At 62.1% G+C, this 13,444-nt stretch carries 15 protein-coding genes and 1 pseudogene; 11 read left to right on the forward strand and 5 right to left on the reverse strand.

All coding sequences use genetic code 11. From position 1 onward, the window contains the following. The first annotated feature begins 87 nt into the window (after positions 1-87). Positions 88-1,044, forward strand: coding sequence for a DMT family transporter (locus tag AAZU54_RS00990; RefSeq protein ID WP_186555111.1), 957 nt, complete (start codon positions 88-90; stop codon positions 1,042-1,044). Positions 1,045-1,058: 14 nt separating this feature from the next. Here AAZU54_RS00990 and AAZU54_RS00995 read toward each other — a convergent pair whose 3' ends face one another. The 3 genes and pseudogenes from AAZU54_RS00995 to AAZU54_RS01005 all read right to left on the reverse strand — a co-directional run. After that, positions 1,059-1,763 carry an HvfC family RiPP maturation protein gene (locus tag AAZU54_RS00995; protein WP_405129464.1) on the reverse strand — a complete coding sequence of 235 codons (705 nt, stop codon included), beginning with the start codon at positions 1,761-1,763 and terminating at the stop codon, positions 1,059-1,061. Beyond that, positions 1,744-2,589: an HvfB family MNIO-type RiPP peptide maturase gene (locus tag AAZU54_RS01000; protein WP_434726335.1), complete on the reverse strand. Its 846-nt coding sequence runs from the start codon at positions 2,587-2,589 to the stop codon at positions 1,744-1,746. The genes AAZU54_RS00995 and AAZU54_RS01000 overlap by 20 nt, the downstream gene beginning before the upstream one ends. 139 nt (positions 2,590-2,728) lie before the next feature. Continuing rightward, positions 2,729-3,046, reverse strand: a pseudogene (locus tag AAZU54_RS01005) (HvfA family oxazolone/thioamide-modified RiPP metallophore); the annotation flags it as partial. 250 nt (positions 3,047-3,296) lie between these two features. On the opposite strand from AAZU54_RS01005, the gene AAZU54_RS01010 reads away from it, so the two are divergent. The 5 genes from AAZU54_RS01010 (at position 3,297) to AAZU54_RS01030 (ending at position 7,094) form a co-directional block, all read left to right on the forward strand. Next, complete coding sequence (locus AAZU54_RS01010) at positions 3,297-4,007, forward strand: histidine phosphatase family protein (RefSeq protein WP_186555109.1); 711 nt, start codon at positions 3,297-3,299, stop codon at positions 4,005-4,007. A 54-nt stretch (positions 4,008-4,061) separates the two neighbouring features. After that, a complete protein-coding gene (locus AAZU54_RS01015) occupies positions 4,062-4,379 on the forward strand; it encodes an SCP2 sterol-binding domain-containing protein (protein WP_186555108.1) in 318 nt (105 codons plus the stop codon). Between the two features lie 303 nt (positions 4,380-4,682). Next, positions 4,683-5,750 (forward strand): phosphotransferase family protein, encoded by a 1,068-nt coding sequence (locus tag AAZU54_RS01020; RefSeq protein WP_434726336.1) that lies wholly within the window; start codon positions 4,683-4,685, stop codon positions 5,748-5,750. 23 nt (positions 5,751-5,773) lie between these two features. Beyond that, positions 5,774-6,541 (forward strand): SDR family oxidoreductase, encoded by a 768-nt coding sequence (locus AAZU54_RS01025; protein ID WP_186555106.1) that lies wholly within the window; start codon positions 5,774-5,776, stop codon positions 6,539-6,541. Positions 6,542-6,704: 163 nt separating this feature from the next. Further along, positions 6,705-7,094, forward strand: coding sequence for a GFA family protein (locus AAZU54_RS01030; protein WP_186555105.1), 390 nt, complete (start codon positions 6,705-6,707; stop codon positions 7,092-7,094). Here AAZU54_RS01030 and AAZU54_RS01035 read toward each other — a convergent pair. After that, positions 7,081-7,431: a hypothetical protein gene (locus AAZU54_RS01035; RefSeq protein WP_312153361.1), complete on the reverse strand. Its 351-nt coding sequence runs from the start codon at positions 7,429-7,431 to the stop codon at positions 7,081-7,083. The two genes, AAZU54_RS01030 and AAZU54_RS01035, sit on opposite strands and share 14 nt — an antisense overlap. Positions 7,432-7,546: 115 nt before the next feature. Between AAZU54_RS01035 and AAZU54_RS01040 the strand changes: the two genes are divergently transcribed. Then, entirely contained in the window at positions 7,547-7,852 is a 306-nt protein-coding gene (locus AAZU54_RS01040; RefSeq protein ID WP_186555103.1) for an RcnB family protein, read from the forward strand. A 1-nt stretch (position 7,853) separates the two neighbouring features. On the opposite strand, the gene AAZU54_RS01045 is transcribed toward AAZU54_RS01040, so the two are convergent. Further along, on the reverse strand, positions 7,854-9,014 hold the full coding sequence (locus AAZU54_RS01045; protein ID WP_186555102.1) for a GGDEF domain-containing protein: 1,161 nt from the start codon (positions 9,012-9,014) through the stop codon (positions 7,854-7,856). 222 nt (positions 9,015-9,236) lie between these two features. On the opposite strand from AAZU54_RS01045, the gene AAZU54_RS01050 reads away from it, so the two are divergent. The 4 genes from AAZU54_RS01050 to AAZU54_RS01065 all read left to right on the forward strand — a co-directional run bounded on the left by AAZU54_RS01050 (position 9,237) and on the right by AAZU54_RS01065 (position 13,443). Then, on the forward strand, positions 9,237-9,416 hold the full coding sequence (locus AAZU54_RS01050; protein ID WP_186555277.1) for a hypothetical protein: 180 nt from the start codon (positions 9,237-9,239) through the stop codon (positions 9,414-9,416). A 74-nt stretch (positions 9,417-9,490) separates the two neighbouring features. Further along, positions 9,491-9,889 carry a glycine zipper domain-containing protein gene (locus tag AAZU54_RS01055; RefSeq protein ID WP_186555101.1) on the forward strand — a complete coding sequence of 133 codons (399 nt, stop codon included), beginning with the start codon at positions 9,491-9,493 and terminating at the stop codon, positions 9,887-9,889. Between the two features lie 149 nt (positions 9,890-10,038). Beyond that, positions 10,039-11,868, forward strand: a complete 1,830-nt coding sequence (locus AAZU54_RS01060; RefSeq protein WP_434726337.1) for an SLC13 family permease — start codon at positions 10,039-10,041, stop codon at positions 11,866-11,868. A gap of 150 nt (positions 11,869-12,018) precedes the next feature. Then, positions 12,019-13,443 (forward strand): GGDEF domain-containing protein, encoded by a 1,425-nt coding sequence (locus AAZU54_RS01065; protein WP_186555099.1) that lies wholly within the window; start codon positions 12,019-12,021, stop codon positions 13,441-13,443. The last annotated feature ends 1 nt before the right edge of the window (position 13,444 follow it).

Raw genomic sequence — 13,444 nt, forward strand, 5'->3', positions numbered from 1 at the left:
TGCGAACGCTATGTTCGATTAAAAGCGATTCTAACGTGGATTGCGTTCTGCACAGAATAAGCCCAGTGATAACTGCCTGGATTTGCCATGACCTTTTTGCGCACCCTGCTCACGCGCCAGATCCACAGCGGCAGTTTGTTTGCCGTACTGGCGGCCTTGGGTTTCAGCTTCAAAGCCATCTTCGTCAAACTCGCCTATGCGGCCGGGCCGGTCGATGCGATCAGCCTGCTGGCCATGCGCATGGCCATGGCGTTGCCGTTGTTCGTCTGGCTGGTGTGGTTCAGCGGCCGGCAATCCCCCACTCGGCTGACGCCCGCTGACGGCTTGCGCGTGATCCTGCTGGGGCTGCTGGGTTACTACCTGTCCAGCCTGTTCGACTTCTACGGGCTGCAATACATCAGCGCAGGGTTGGAGCGCCTGATCTTGTTCACCTACCCAACCCTTGTGCTGATCTTCCAGGCCATCGCCCTGCGCGAACGACCCACCACCCGCACCCTGGCGGCAATGGGCCTGTGCTATCTGGGCCTGGGCATCGCCTTCGTGCATGACGTGAGCATCTCTGGCGTTGGCCAGCAAGTGATTCTCGGCTCGCTGTGGGTGTTTGCCAGTGCAGTTACCTACGCCCTGTACTACTCCGGCACCGGCATTGTGCTCAAACGCATGGGTTCGATGCGCATGGCGGGCTTGTGCGGTACGGCCTCGTCGCTGATGGTGTTGGTTCACTACTTGTTGGTGGCGGACATCAATCAGCTATGGCAGCTACCTGCGGCGGTGTGGCTCAACGCGGGACTGATGGCGATCTTTTCCACGGTGCTGCCGATCTACTGGGTGGCCCTGGCGATTCAGCGCATGGGCCCCACGCAAACGGCGGCGGTGGGCAATCTAGGCCCTGTGCTGACAGTGCTGGCGTCGTGGGCGATTCTCAGCGAAGAGATCTCGACGTATCAGGTGCTAGGGCTGGCGTTGGTGTTGTTCGGGGTGACGCGCTTGAAACCCGCGGCCAAGAAAACCGACCTGCCCGCTGCCAAGGAGGCGGCTGCCTGAGCAGGCTTGGGCGTTCAGCGCGTCCCGACGATGATCCCCTGCTCGCGCAGGCCTTCCAGCATCGCCAGGCCTTGGCGTTGAACGTTTTCATCGCCCAGCGCCTGCAAGCGCTGGCGGCCCGTTCCGCTAAGGCCTGCGAGCAACTGATAGGCCATCGGTGCCAGGCGGGCGAAATGCACCTGTAGATCGGCATCGCGGTACACCAGCAGCAAGGTAGGCGCTTGGGGGGCGCTTTGGGGCTGGTAATCGGGGCCGATCTGCTCGACCGGCCAGCGATAGGCAAGCACGCGCGCCACGCATGACAGCAACGGCTCGCCTTCGAGTAGATCGCCGCCAGGCAGATGGGGCGGATCCTCGGCATCACTCAGGTACAACTGCGCCTCGATCCACTCGTAGTGGGCGAGTTCAAGCTGCCACGGCGCATCCGCTTCGATGCCCTGCAGGTAGTCGATGAACGCCTCGGAGATTTCCGTGAACAATGGCGTCTGGCATCGGTAACTGGCATAGAAGTCGCGCACCCTGGCGTGCCATCGGACGTCACCGAGGGTCTGGCGCATGACTGGGAAACTTCCCGCCAGTAGGCCTTCGAGGCTGTTGTAGAACAGCTCCCGGTAGACCTTCAGGCGCCGTGCTTCGATACCCGGTGGCGGTGGATTGTGCTCGGGGTCACGCAGATATCGGGACAGGGTGAATTGCTGGTCACGCAAGGGCTCGCCCATCATGCAGACCTCCGTGCGTGTGCTGCACGCTACCAATACGTGCGGTCTCCTCAAGCAGTTCGGCAAGCGGTGGGTAGTTGAAGTCACGCTCAAGCACCGTCGGCTGGGCTCCAAAACGCTGACACGCCAAAGCGAACAGTGCCCAGACATCTTCTTTTACCGCAGCACCATGGGTGTCCACCTTGAGGTCTGGCGCTTCGTCGTAGTGGCCAGCCACGTGCATGCACGTAACCCGCTGCCGAGGCAGCCCGTTAAGGAACGTCACCGCGTCATAGCGGTGGTTGCAGGCGTTGACGAAGACGTTATTGACGTCCAGCAGCAGGTCACAGTCAGCCTCCTCCAGCACAGCCTGGATGAACGCCAGCTCGCTCATGGCCTGGTAAGGCGCTGCGTAGTAGCTGATGTTTTCCACGGCGATACGTCTGCCCAGCAGATCCTGGGCCTGGCGAATCCGGGTGGCGACATGGCGGACCGCTTCTTCGGTAAAAGGGATTGGCATCAGGTCATACAGATGCCCGTCGTCGCTGCAATAACTCAGGTGTTCGCTGTACAGCGGCACGTCGAAGCGCTCGATGAACTGACGGGTTTGCTTAAGGAATGCCTGATCCAGCGGCGCGCTGGCGCCCAGCGACAACGACAAGCCATGGCAGGTAATGGGGAAACGCTCGGCCAGTTGCGCCAGCGCTTTGCCGTGGGCCCCGCCAACTCCGATCCAGTTCTCCGGCGCGCACTCGAGAAAATCGACCGCACCGTCCTCCATTGCCAGCAATTGCGCCAGCAAACCACGACGCAAGCCAAGTCCGGTACGTAAAGATGTAGGGTTCATAGTAAGCGCTCTCCAGGAGCACGGGACGCTCTGGGCAGAACGTCGGCAAGGGACAAACAAGCGCTGCCGGACAGATCGATCCTCTGCTCCGGCAGCCCCCTTAACCTTGCGCCAACATCAGCGCACGGGCTTAGGCCTTGTCGGCTTTAGCGGCCTTGTCGCCACCACATTTGCCTTCGCCGCACTTGCCTTCAGCGGCTTTTTTGTCGCCGGCTTTTTTATCGCCGCCACACTTGCCTTCACCACACTTGCCTTCGGCGTTTTTGCCCTCGGCGTGCTTGCCGGCTTTATCAGCGCCGCATTTACCTTCGCCGCACTTGCCCTCGCCATCAGTCTTGGCCGCAGCCAGTTGGTAGCCATGGGACAGAGGCTCGACGGCGAATGCACTACCGCCCATTACCATGCCGCCGATCAGAGCAGCGCCCAGCAGGCCAAGGGTATTTTTCGATTGTTTCATGGTGGTGCTCCACTTCGGTTGTGAGATGGAGCCATTTCGCCGCAACGGTGTGTCGCAGGTGTATCGCCGGTGGCGCGGTTTTGTATGAAAGTCGGTCTCAATCCACAGAAGATACAGTGAGATACAAAGGCATCGGCCATTGCCTGGCTGCCGTTCAAACAACCTTTTCAAACGCTTGTATGTTTTTTCGTTGACAGCCCGTCAGCCGCATCCTAACCTCCCAGCAACTTCCACCGGGCCGGACACTTTTGTGGGCAACCTCTATCTGATCCGACATGGCCAAGCCTCCTTCGGCGCTGACGACTATGACGTCCTCTCAGCGGTAGGCGAGCGCCAAAGCCAAGCGTTGGGCGAGCACCTGGCCCAGCTCGGTTTGCGCCTTGACCGCTGCATCGCCGGCAGCCTGCGCCGCCAGCAAGACACCGCGCGTCTTGCCCTGCACGCGATGAGCGGCCACGGTTGCCCAGTGCCGGCGGTCGAAACCGACCCTGCATTCAACGAATTCGATGCCGACGGTGTGATCCGCACCCTGCTTCCCGGCTTGCTGCCAGATGAGCCTGAAGCGCTGCACATCCTGCGTAACGGCACTACCAATCGCAGTGAGTTCCAGCGCCTGTTCGCCCTGATGGTGCAACGCTGGCACGATGGCCAGCACCCTGACGATGGCCTGGAAAGCTGGGCTGCCTTCACCGCAAGGGTTCAAGGCGGTCTGCAACGGGTACTGCAGCGCGCCGGCAGCGGTGAGAATATCGCCATCTTCACCTCCGGAGGCACCATCGCCGCCCTGCTCCACCTGGTGACTCGAATTACCCCCAGTCAGGCCTTTGCGCTGAACTGGCAGATCATCAACACCTCGCTCAGCCAACTGAAGTTTCGTGGCAGCGACGTGACCCTGGCTTCCTTCAACAGCCAAGCACATGTGCAGCTGTTGCGGGCGCCGGAGCTCATCACCTATCGATGAGCCCGGCCTATTGTGTCCCTACGGACGCGAATATTACTTAACAAGGAATACGCCATGAGCGATGTAGCTAAAGCCGTCGAAGCGATGAAAGCAAAGTTCAACCCCGCCGCCGCCGCCGGCCTGGACCTGGTGTTCGGCTTCAACATCACTGACGAAGACAAGCAATATGCGCTGATCGTCAAAGACGGCACCTGCGACATCCAGGAAGGCGAAAACCCAGACGCCAACTGCACCCTGGTGCTCGACAGCGAAACCCTCAAGGGCATCGTCAGCGGCGAGACCGACGGCATGCAAGCGTTCATGGGCGGCAAGCTGCGCGTAGAAGGCGACATGATGCTGTCGATGAAGCTCAGCGAGCTGTTCCCAGGCTAAGCGTCCGGGATGATCGATGAAAAACCGAAGCCTGCGCGGGCTTCGGTTTTTTTTTGCCTGGCCGGGGCATGGCGGCGCGCTTTTCGCGGGCAAGCTCGCTCTCACAGGGATGGTGCTGAACCTACGGTTAGCGGGATGCCTGGGTGGTTGGCGAAGAAAGCAAGACTGCCTGTATGGCTTCAATATCAGGCGCGTTGATCGACCAGCAACACCCACAGCTATATGCCATTGGCACGCTTGTACCAGCATGGAAGCCCCATTAGATTAGCCAATAATCCTCGTTAACGAGAATAAGGATAACGCATGACGCTCACTGACCAGTCCACCCAGGTACGCCCCGGCGAAGAACTCGATGCGACTGTCATCGATCCTTACCTCAAGGCCCACATCCCGAGCTTGCAGGGAAGCCCGGCCATCAGCCAGTTCCCCGGCGGTGCATCCAACCTCACCTACCTGGTCAGCTACCCGAACCGCGAGTTCGTCCTGCGCCGCCCACCCTTTGGCCACAAAGCCAAGTCCGCCCACGACATGGGCCGCGAGTTTCGTATCATCAACCAGCTCAATAGCGGCTTTCCCTACTGCCCCAAGGCCTATGTGCACTGTACCGACGAGTCGCTGATTGGCGGCGAGTTCTACGTGATGGACCGGGTCAAGGGCATCATCCTGCGCTCGGACATCCCCACCGAACTCGATCTGGATGCCAGCCGCACAGAGGCCCTGTGCAAGAGCTTCATCGAGCGTTTGGTCGAGTTGCATCAGGTCGACTACAACGCGTGCGGCCTGGCCGACCTGGGCAAGCCCGAAGGTTACGTACAACGGCAAATCGAAGGCTGGAGCAGCCGCTACGAAAAAGCCCTGACCCCGGACGCACCGCGCTGGGAGAACGTCATCGCCTGGCTGCGCGAAAAAATGCCCGCCGACCATCCACGCCCCGCCATCGTGCATAACGACTACCGCTTCGACAACGTCATCCTCGACGCGGCAAACCCGATGCGCATCATTGGCGTACTGGACTGGGAAATGACCACGATCGGCGACCCGCTGATGGACCTGGGCAACAGCCTGGCCTATTGGATCGAAGCCGATGACCCAGCGCCGGTGCAACTGATGCGGCGCCAGCCAAGCAACGCACCGGGCATGCTCACCCGCCGCCAGTTCGTCGACTACTACGCCGAACGCGCAGGCATCGCTATCGACAACTTCGACTTCTACTACTGCTATGGCCTGTTCCGCCTGGCCGGGATCGTGCAGCAGATCTACTACCGGTTCTACCATGGCCAGACCCAGGACAAGCGCTTTGCCCAGTTCATTCACATGAACAAGCTGCTGGAGCAGATGACCCTGCAAGTGATCGGCAAGTCCGCACTCTGACGACAGACAACAAGGAAAACAGCATGTCCAAGACCCAACTGTTCGACCTCGATGGCAAGATCGCCTTCGTCTCAGGCGCCAGCCGTGGCATCGGCGAGGCCATCGCCCACTTGCTGGCCCAACAGGGCGCCCATGTGATCGTCTCCAGCCGCAAGCTCGAGGGCTGCCAGCAAGTGGCCGACGCCATCATCGAAGCGGGCGGCAAGGCCACTGCGGTGGCCTGCCATATTGGCGAGCTGGAGCAGATCCAGCAGGTGTTTGCCGGTATTCGTGAACAGTTCGGCCGCCTCGACATTCTGGTCAACAACGCCGCCACCAACCCGCAGTTCTGCAACGTGCTCGATACCGACGTGAGCGCCTTTCAGAAAACCGTGGACGTGAACATTCGTGGCTACTTCTTCATGTCGGTCGAAGCCGGCAAGCTGATGCGCGAGCACGGTGGCGGCAGCATCATCAACGTTGCCTCGATCAATGGCGTGTCGCCTGGGCTGTTCCAGGGCATCTACTCGGTGACCAAGGCCGCAGTGATCAACATGACCAAGGTGTTCGCCAAGGAATGCGCCCAGTTCGGCATCCGCTGCAACGCCTTGCTGCCGGGGCTGACTGACACCAAGTTCGCCTCCGCCCTGGTGAAAAACGACGCCATCCTCAACGCCGCCCTGCAACAGATCCCACTCAAGCGCGTGGCCGACCCCAGCGAGATGGCCGGTGCAGTGCTGTACCTGGCCAGCGATGCCTCCAGCTACACCACCGGCACAGCACTGAATGTCGACGGCGGCTTTCTCTCCTGATCAGTCCTTGAGCGCCTGCAGCGTGTAGCTCATCGGCAGGCGCCAGGGCGCTTCGCGCAGGCCGTTTTGCAGCACCGCGGTAATGACCTCGCTATCCGGGCGACATCTCCATTACAACTGGACTATAAACTGCGGACATTTCACCTGCGCACGAAGGGATCTCATGCCAACTCTATACGAGGGCGGCTGCCTGTGCGGCGCCATCCGCTTTGCCGCCGATGCCCCCGCCGCCAACCCACACCATTGCTCCTGCCGTTGGTGCCAACAACATACCGGGGCACTCACCGCCACCTGGGTCGAGTTTGCTCGCAATCAGGTGCGCTGGACCGGGCCTGGCGGTGCGCCCGATACCTGGCGCTCCTCTGATTGTTCCAGCCGCGCTTTCTGCCGCCGTTGCGGCAGCAGCCTCGGTGCCATAGATGACGCCCCGACTGTCGCCTTGCTGCTCGGTTGCTTCGATCAACCCGACAGCCCTGGACTGGAAGCTGTTTTCCACGCCTTCGAGGATTGCTGCCCAGTGTGGAATCGCCCTCTACCCCTTACAGACAAGTAGCGGCTGCGGCCCGACGGCGCAGGGCCGTGCTGTCATTGCTTTGCGCGTAATAATCGACCCGGGTGCCGTTGGCCTCGGGGTAAACGTCGACGAACGCCTGCGCCTCTCGGGTATAGACCGTGTAACCGCCCTGCTTGCGCGGCTGCAGATAGCCGCTGGCATCAACGCCGAACGTGGCCTCTTCCTGCCAACTGAACTGGATGCATTGCGAGACGATCTGCGGGGCCTTCTGTGAAGCCAATTGCGCAGTCGGCGCGCCGCCGCGTGCGGCTTCCATGGTCGATGAAGCACAACCAACCAGCATCAGCGCTACGGCCATCGGCAAAAGTGCGCGCATGTTCGATCCTCGGAGCAAAAAAGAACGCGACTCTAGCACTGGCGGCCATGTCGAGTGAATTGTCCCGAGCAGGTTGTTGTCGCATAGAGGGCATGCCTGCCATTAGGAGATCACTATGAAACTGCGTCCACTGCTATCGGCCCTTCTGCTTAGCGCCACCCTGCCGATCCTGCCCTTGACCGCCACGGCCGCGCCAAGTGCTGAGCAAAGCGTCACCGCGCCAGAAACCCACAACCGCGAACTGCAAGTTGGCGACAAAGCGCCAGATCAGTACAAACGCGACGACGCAGCCATTGCCGACTGGAAAGGCAAAGGCCTAGCCGCCCCGGAAAAGGACAGCCATTGGGTGAAAATGGGCGATCACTATGTGCTGGTGCAGATCACCAACGGCGTGGTGCTGGCCATTCAGCCCGCCTCCTGAGTCAGCACGGGCCGAGCAATGCCGCCATATGCACGGCATTGCGCCCACCGGCCTTGGCTTGGTAGAGCGCAGCGTCGGCCTGGCCGAGCAGGCTGGCGGCGTTGTCCTCGGCAGCGGGGATGCCACACCACAAACCGACACTGAAACGCAGCTCGATGTCATCGCCCGCAAAGCGCGCCGGACTCTGGGCGATCGCCTCACGCAAGCCCTGTAGCGCCGCCATGGCGCCCTCACGATCGGTATTGGGCAACAGCAGCAAGAACTCTTCGCCACCATAACGGCCAAGGCTGTCGGTCAAGCGCAAGCGCTGCTGCAACTGGCGCACGCAGTGGCACAGCACCTCATCACCGGCCAAGTGGCCGTGCAGGTCGTTGATGCGCTTGAAATGGTCGATGTCGATCATCGCCACGGCCAGGCTGCTGTGTTCGCCCCTTGCCCGCTCCAGCTCCACAGCGAAGCGCTCAAGAATCGCCCGGCGGTTGTAGGTGCCGGTCAGCACATCGCGCAAGGCCATATGCTGCAAGCGCGATTCGCTGCGCTCCTTGGCCATCAGCACCAGGCCAATCGAATACATCATCACCGTCACCGTACCAATGGCCACCGATACCGTCTGCTTGAGATTGCTGGTGTCGTAGCGCATGTCCGCCGCCTCCCCCAGCACCACCGCCACGGCGCGCATGCCCAGCCCGACCAGGCTGATCAACGCGCCAATCACCAGCAGCAGGTGCGCCCGGCCTGGCCGCTCGACGTGCCGTCGCGCCCAGCAAAGGATCAACGAGCATTGCAACATCAGCACCAAGGTCGCCAGCAGCATGCGCGGCTCCAAGGTGTCGAGCAGCAGCATCAACCCCAGCAACATGACTGCCGGAATGATAAAGATCGAGCGCCACGGCACCCGCTGTTCACGCACCCGGAACAAGCTCGCCGAATAGAACGCCAGGGCCAGCGACAGCAGGCTGTTACCCAAGCCATAGCTGATCCACAGCGGCGCATGGGCGTACAGCGTATAGCAGACGTACGCCAGGGCATGGGCGAGCAGCCCGCAGCCGGTCAACAGCAGGTTGTCGCGGCGGTTGAACTGGCCGACCAGCAACAGGCAAAAGGCCAGGATGGTCGCGACCAGGGCAACGGCGGCGAACAGCGTCGGGGTATGGGCGATCATCGTGATTCACCGTGTGGCAGACAGCCGTCTTCAATGCGGCCTGGCTCAAGTCTAGGGGCCAGCGCTCACCCCAGCCATGACCGAGCGGGACAGAACAGCAGCCGCCAGGCACATGGCGATGTTGCGCGGGAGAAATATTTTTACCGTGCAGAAACCAAATTGATCGATCCCGGTCTCAGTGGTTACCCCGTAAACCTATGCGGATCAAGGACCTATATCGTGATCACCCGCCTTGCAAGTCTCCCGCTGATTGCCGCGATGCTGCTGGCCGCTGGTTGCCACAGCCATCATTACCACGACGATGATGATGGCTGGCGTGACCGCGACCGCGATCGCGGCCATCACCACCGTCATGACCGTGGTGACGATGATCGCCGCTACCGTGACCGCGATTACCGCTGAAACGTCTTTCCAACCCTGATTTGCCGCCCGTGCCGCGGCACTCTACTTTGATGATTCCTTTGAGGTTCATGAACATGCGTTTGACTCTGCCTTGCGTTGCCCTCGGCCTGCTGCTGTGCCAAGGCGCCTTTGCCGGTGACGGTACTGCGGCCATTGGCGGCGGCCTGGGTGGCGCCCTGGGCAACGTGGTTGGCCAACAAATGGGCGGCAGCACGGGTGCAGCCATTGGCGCCGGCCTGGGCGGCGCCGCCGGCAGTGCGGTAGGTGCCCGCAAGGGCAACCGTACCGAAGCTGCGATCGGTGGTGGCCTGGGTTCGGCCGGCGGCTCGCTGTTGGGCGGCAAGCTCGGCGGCTCGACCGGCTCGACCGTCGGTGCCGGTCTGGGCGGCGCTGCTGGTGGTGCCATCGGCAACCACCTGGGCGACAACAACGGCAGCAAGAAGAAACACAAGCGTCGTCATCATCGCCACTGATCGCCTGCCCCACCCATCGCGGGGGCAAGCCCCGCGATTGGCTTAGCCACAAAAACCCTGCAACACATCAATACACCCTTCACCCCACAATGGCACACTGGCTGCTACTGTCTTTCGTGCCCCCTTGAGTGAAGGAACACCCCCTCCCGATGAACCCTGAGCTGCTCACGGTCCTAGGCCTGCTGGCCGTCGTCGTCCTTTTGTTTGTCATCAACCGACCGCGCATGGACGTGGTCGCGCTGCTGGTGATCGTGTTTCTGCCGCTGTCGGGCATCCTCACCGTTGAGCAAGCCCTGGCGGGCTTTAGCGACCCTAACGTGGTGCTGATCGCGGCGCTGTTCGTGATCGGCGAAGGGCTGGTGCGCACTGGCATCGCCTATCGCATCGGCGAGTGGATGAGTGCCCGTGCCGGCAATAGCGAAGCACGCCTGCTGGTGCTGTTGATGGTATCGGTCGCAGGGCTGGGTTCGGTCATGAGCTCGACCGGCGTGGTGGCAATCTTCATCCCGGTGGTGCTGAGCATTGCCGCGCGCCTGAGCATTTCGCCCAGTCGACTGATGATGCCCTTGAGCTTCGCCGGGCTAATCAGCGGCATGCTCAGCCTGGTCGCCACGCCGCCCAACGTGGTGGTGCACAGCGAGCTGGTGCGGCACGGCGAGCAAGGCTTCACGTTCTTCAGCTTCACCCCGTTCGGCCTGGTCGTGCTGGCTCTGGGCGTGGGCTACATGCTGCTCACCCGGCGTTGGCTCAACGGTGAAGTGCGCAAGGATGGCCGCGTAGAAACCCGGCGCACCCTGCTCGACCTGGTGCTGGACTACAAGCTCAACGGCCGCGAACGCCGCCTGCGCATCCGCCCGCATTCGCCACTGATCGGGCATACCTTGGGCGAGCTGGAGCTGCGCACCCGCCACGGCGCCAACGTGATCGGCATCGAGCGCCAGCATAAATTCACCACCCGGGTGATTACCGCCGACTCCGGCACCGTGCTGCACCAGGGCGACGTGCTGTTGCTGGACCTGTTCGCCAACCGCGACGACCTGCGCAGCCTGTGCCAGACCATGCAGCTCGAACCCCTACACTTCAAGGCCGCCTACTTCATCGACCAATCCCAGGAAGTGGGGATGGCCGAAGTCTCACTGCCACCGGGCTCGCAACTGATCGGCAAAAGCATCCTGGAGCTGGCCTTCCGTAGCCGCTACGACCTCAACGTGGTCGGCCTGCGCCGCGATCAGGCGGCCATCGAGGAGCAACTGGTCGAAGAAAAACTGCGCCTGGGCGACACCCTGCTGGTCGTCGGCCCGTGGAAAGCGGTGCGCCAGCTTCAGAGCCAAGCCAAAGACTTTCTGGTACTGAGCCTGCCTGCCGAGATCGATCAGGTCGCGCCAGCCCGCAGCCGCGCTCCCTTTGCCCTGATCAGCCTGGCGGTGATGGTCGGCCTGATGGTCAGCGGCGTGGTGCCCAACGTGCTCGCCGCGCTGATCGCGTGCCTGCTAATGGGCGCCGGCCGCTGCATCGACATGAACAGCGCCTACCGGGCCATCCATTGGCAAAGCCTGGTGCTGATCGTCGGCATGCTGCCGTTTGCCCTGGCATTGCAGAAAACCGGGGGTATCGACCTGGCCGTCAGCGGCCTGGTCGGGCTGCTCGGCGGCGCCGGGCCTAGCGCGATATTGGCCTGCCTGTTCGTGGTAACGGCGGTGATTGGCCTGTTCATCTCCAACACCGCCACCGCTGTACTGATGGCGCCCGTGGCCATCAGCACCGCCAGCCAATTGGGCATGTCGCCCTACCCATTTGCCATGACCGTGGCCCTGGCAGCCTCGGCGGCGTTCATGACGCCGGTGTCTTCGCCGGTCAACACCCTGGTGTTGGGCCCAGGTCAATATCGCTTTGCCGACTTCATCAAGGTCGGTGTGCCATTTACCGTGCTGGTAATGCTGGTAACGGTGTTGATGGTGCCGTGGTTCTTCGGGCTGTAAAGGGGATGTCAGCGAATAGCGGCAAAATGGCATTATCGGTCAGGATCGTGCCGCCATAATATCCAATTGACATCAACCCTGCTCTCGAAACACACTGATACGAATATGTCCCAGGTGCCTTGAAGTCGTTGTCCTGGATTCCGTCTCCGCTTGCCGGTAGAGCCCATGGTGTTTCCAGCTCATTCGCGCCCATTGCCTCACCTCGCGCTATTCAGCCTGACCTTCATCCTGACCTTGGCTGGGATACTGGCCCGTCCGATCGAATCGCTGTCGCTGTTCTGGCCGGTCAACGCCGTGCTGGCGGGGGTGTTGCTGCGCTATCCACGCCTGGCCAATCCGCTCGGTTTCGTCCTGATCTGGATGGCCATGGTCGGCGCCGACCTTGCCTGTGGCAGTACCTGGCCGCCGGCGTTGTGGTTCAACCTGTGCAACCTGGGCGTGATCGTCACCATCTGGCTGCTGCTGTCGCGCCTGCCGCGTTTGCACCGACGCATGCGCACGCCGCATGGGGTGTTGAGCGTATTCGGTGCCTGCGCAGCGGGCGCGATGGTTGCGGCGAGCATGGCCTGCGTGATGGCGGCGCCGTGGTTCCAGGAGTCGCTGCGCGCCACCTGGCTGGCCTGGTTCAGCGAGCAGTTCTCCACCAGTGTGCTGGTCCTGCCGGCGTTGCTGACCGCGCCAAATACCGGCGCGCTGCTACGCGGCAGCGGTCAGGCGATTCGCCTGGCGCCGATGCTGGTGCTGCTGGCCTCGCTGGCCCTGAGCATCGCCTTCGGCGGGCCGGGCGCCATCGCCTTCCCGATTGCCGCGCTGCTGTGGTGCGCCTGGACCTACTCACCGTTTCTGGTGTCGCTGCTGGCACTGACTGCCGGCAGTACGCTGATCGTTGCCGTGGCGCAAAATCTCATGCATTTCAGCGTGCCGCAGAGCGTTCCAGGGGTGACCACGCTGATGTCAGCGCGCTTAGGCATCGCCATGCTGGTGCTCGGCCCACTGGTGGTCGCCTGTGTCAGCAACACCAACCGCAGCCTGCTCGCCCGCCTGGCCCATCAGGCGACCATCGACCACCTCACCGGCGCCCTCACCCGCAGCGCCTTCACCCGCCGCGCCAATGCCTTGCTCGACAGCCGCCAACAGCACGCCCAGGCGCTGCCGCTGACCTTGATGATGCTCGACATCGATCACTTCAAGACGATCAACGACCGCCATGGCCATGGCGTCGGCGACCAGGTGCTGCGCCAGTTCGCCAACGCCTTGCAAGACCAACTGCACGACGGTGAGCTGTTCGCCCGCCTGGGCGGTGAGGAGTTCGTGGTGATCATTCCAGGCCTTGAGCCAGAACGCGCCAAATTCACCGCCGAACGCATGCGCCGCGCCATCCAGGACTTGCACCTGACCCACAACGACCCGCGCTTGCAGATCACCGTCAGCATCGGCCTGGACGGCTGTACTGCCGACACCCCGGCACCGAGCCTGGACGAACTGCTAGTACGCGCCGACAAAGCGCTGTACCGCGCCAAAGCCCATGGCCGCAACCGCGTCGAACAGGCCGAGCCGCAGCGCCAGGTGGTCTGAC

It is taken from the genome of Pseudomonas sp. Je.1.5.c, from assembly GCF_051129895.1.
Classification (GTDB): domain Bacteria; phylum Pseudomonadota; class Gammaproteobacteria; order Pseudomonadales; family Pseudomonadaceae; genus Aquipseudomonas; species Aquipseudomonas urmiensis.

Bases quoted from the DNA above. Each gene is read 5' to 3' on its own strand.
- AAZU54_RS01020 (WP_434726336.1), top strand. From the start codon at position 4,683: ATGACGCTCACTGACCAGTCCACCCAGGTACGCCCCGGCGAAGAACTC.
- AAZU54_RS01055 (WP_186555101.1), top strand. From the start codon at position 9,491: ATGCGTTTGACTCTGCCTTGCGTTGCCCTCGGCCTGCTGCTGTGCCAA.
- AAZU54_RS01045 (WP_186555102.1), bottom strand. From the start codon at position 9,014: ATGATCGCCCATACCCCGACGCTGTTCGCCGCCGTTGCCCTGGTCGCG.
- AAZU54_RS01035 (WP_312153361.1), bottom strand. From the start codon at position 7,431: ATGCGCGCACTTTTGCCGATGGCCGTAGCGCTGATGCTGGTTGGTTGT.
- AAZU54_RS01000 (WP_434726335.1), bottom strand. From the start codon at position 2,589: ATGAACCCTACATCTTTACGTACCGGACTTGGCTTGCGTCGTGGTTTG.
- AAZU54_RS00995 (WP_405129464.1), bottom strand. From the start codon at position 1,763: ATGGGCGAGCCCTTGCGTGACCAGCAATTCACCCTGTCCCGATATCTG.
- AAZU54_RS01060 (WP_434726337.1), top strand. From the start codon at position 10,039: ATGAACCCTGAGCTGCTCACGGTCCTAGGCCTGCTGGCCGTCGTCGTC.
- AAZU54_RS01030 (WP_186555105.1), top strand. From the start codon at position 6,705: ATGCCAACTCTATACGAGGGCGGCTGCCTGTGCGGCGCCATCCGCTTT.
- AAZU54_RS01015 (WP_186555108.1), top strand. From the start codon at position 4,062: ATGAGCGATGTAGCTAAAGCCGTCGAAGCGATGAAAGCAAAGTTCAAC.
- AAZU54_RS00990 (WP_186555111.1), top strand. From the start codon at position 88: ATGACCTTTTTGCGCACCCTGCTCACGCGCCAGATCCACAGCGGCAGT.
- AAZU54_RS01025 (WP_186555106.1), top strand. From the start codon at position 5,774: ATGTCCAAGACCCAACTGTTCGACCTCGATGGCAAGATCGCCTTCGTC.
- AAZU54_RS01040 (WP_186555103.1), top strand. From the start codon at position 7,547: ATGAAACTGCGTCCACTGCTATCGGCCCTTCTGCTTAGCGCCACCCTG.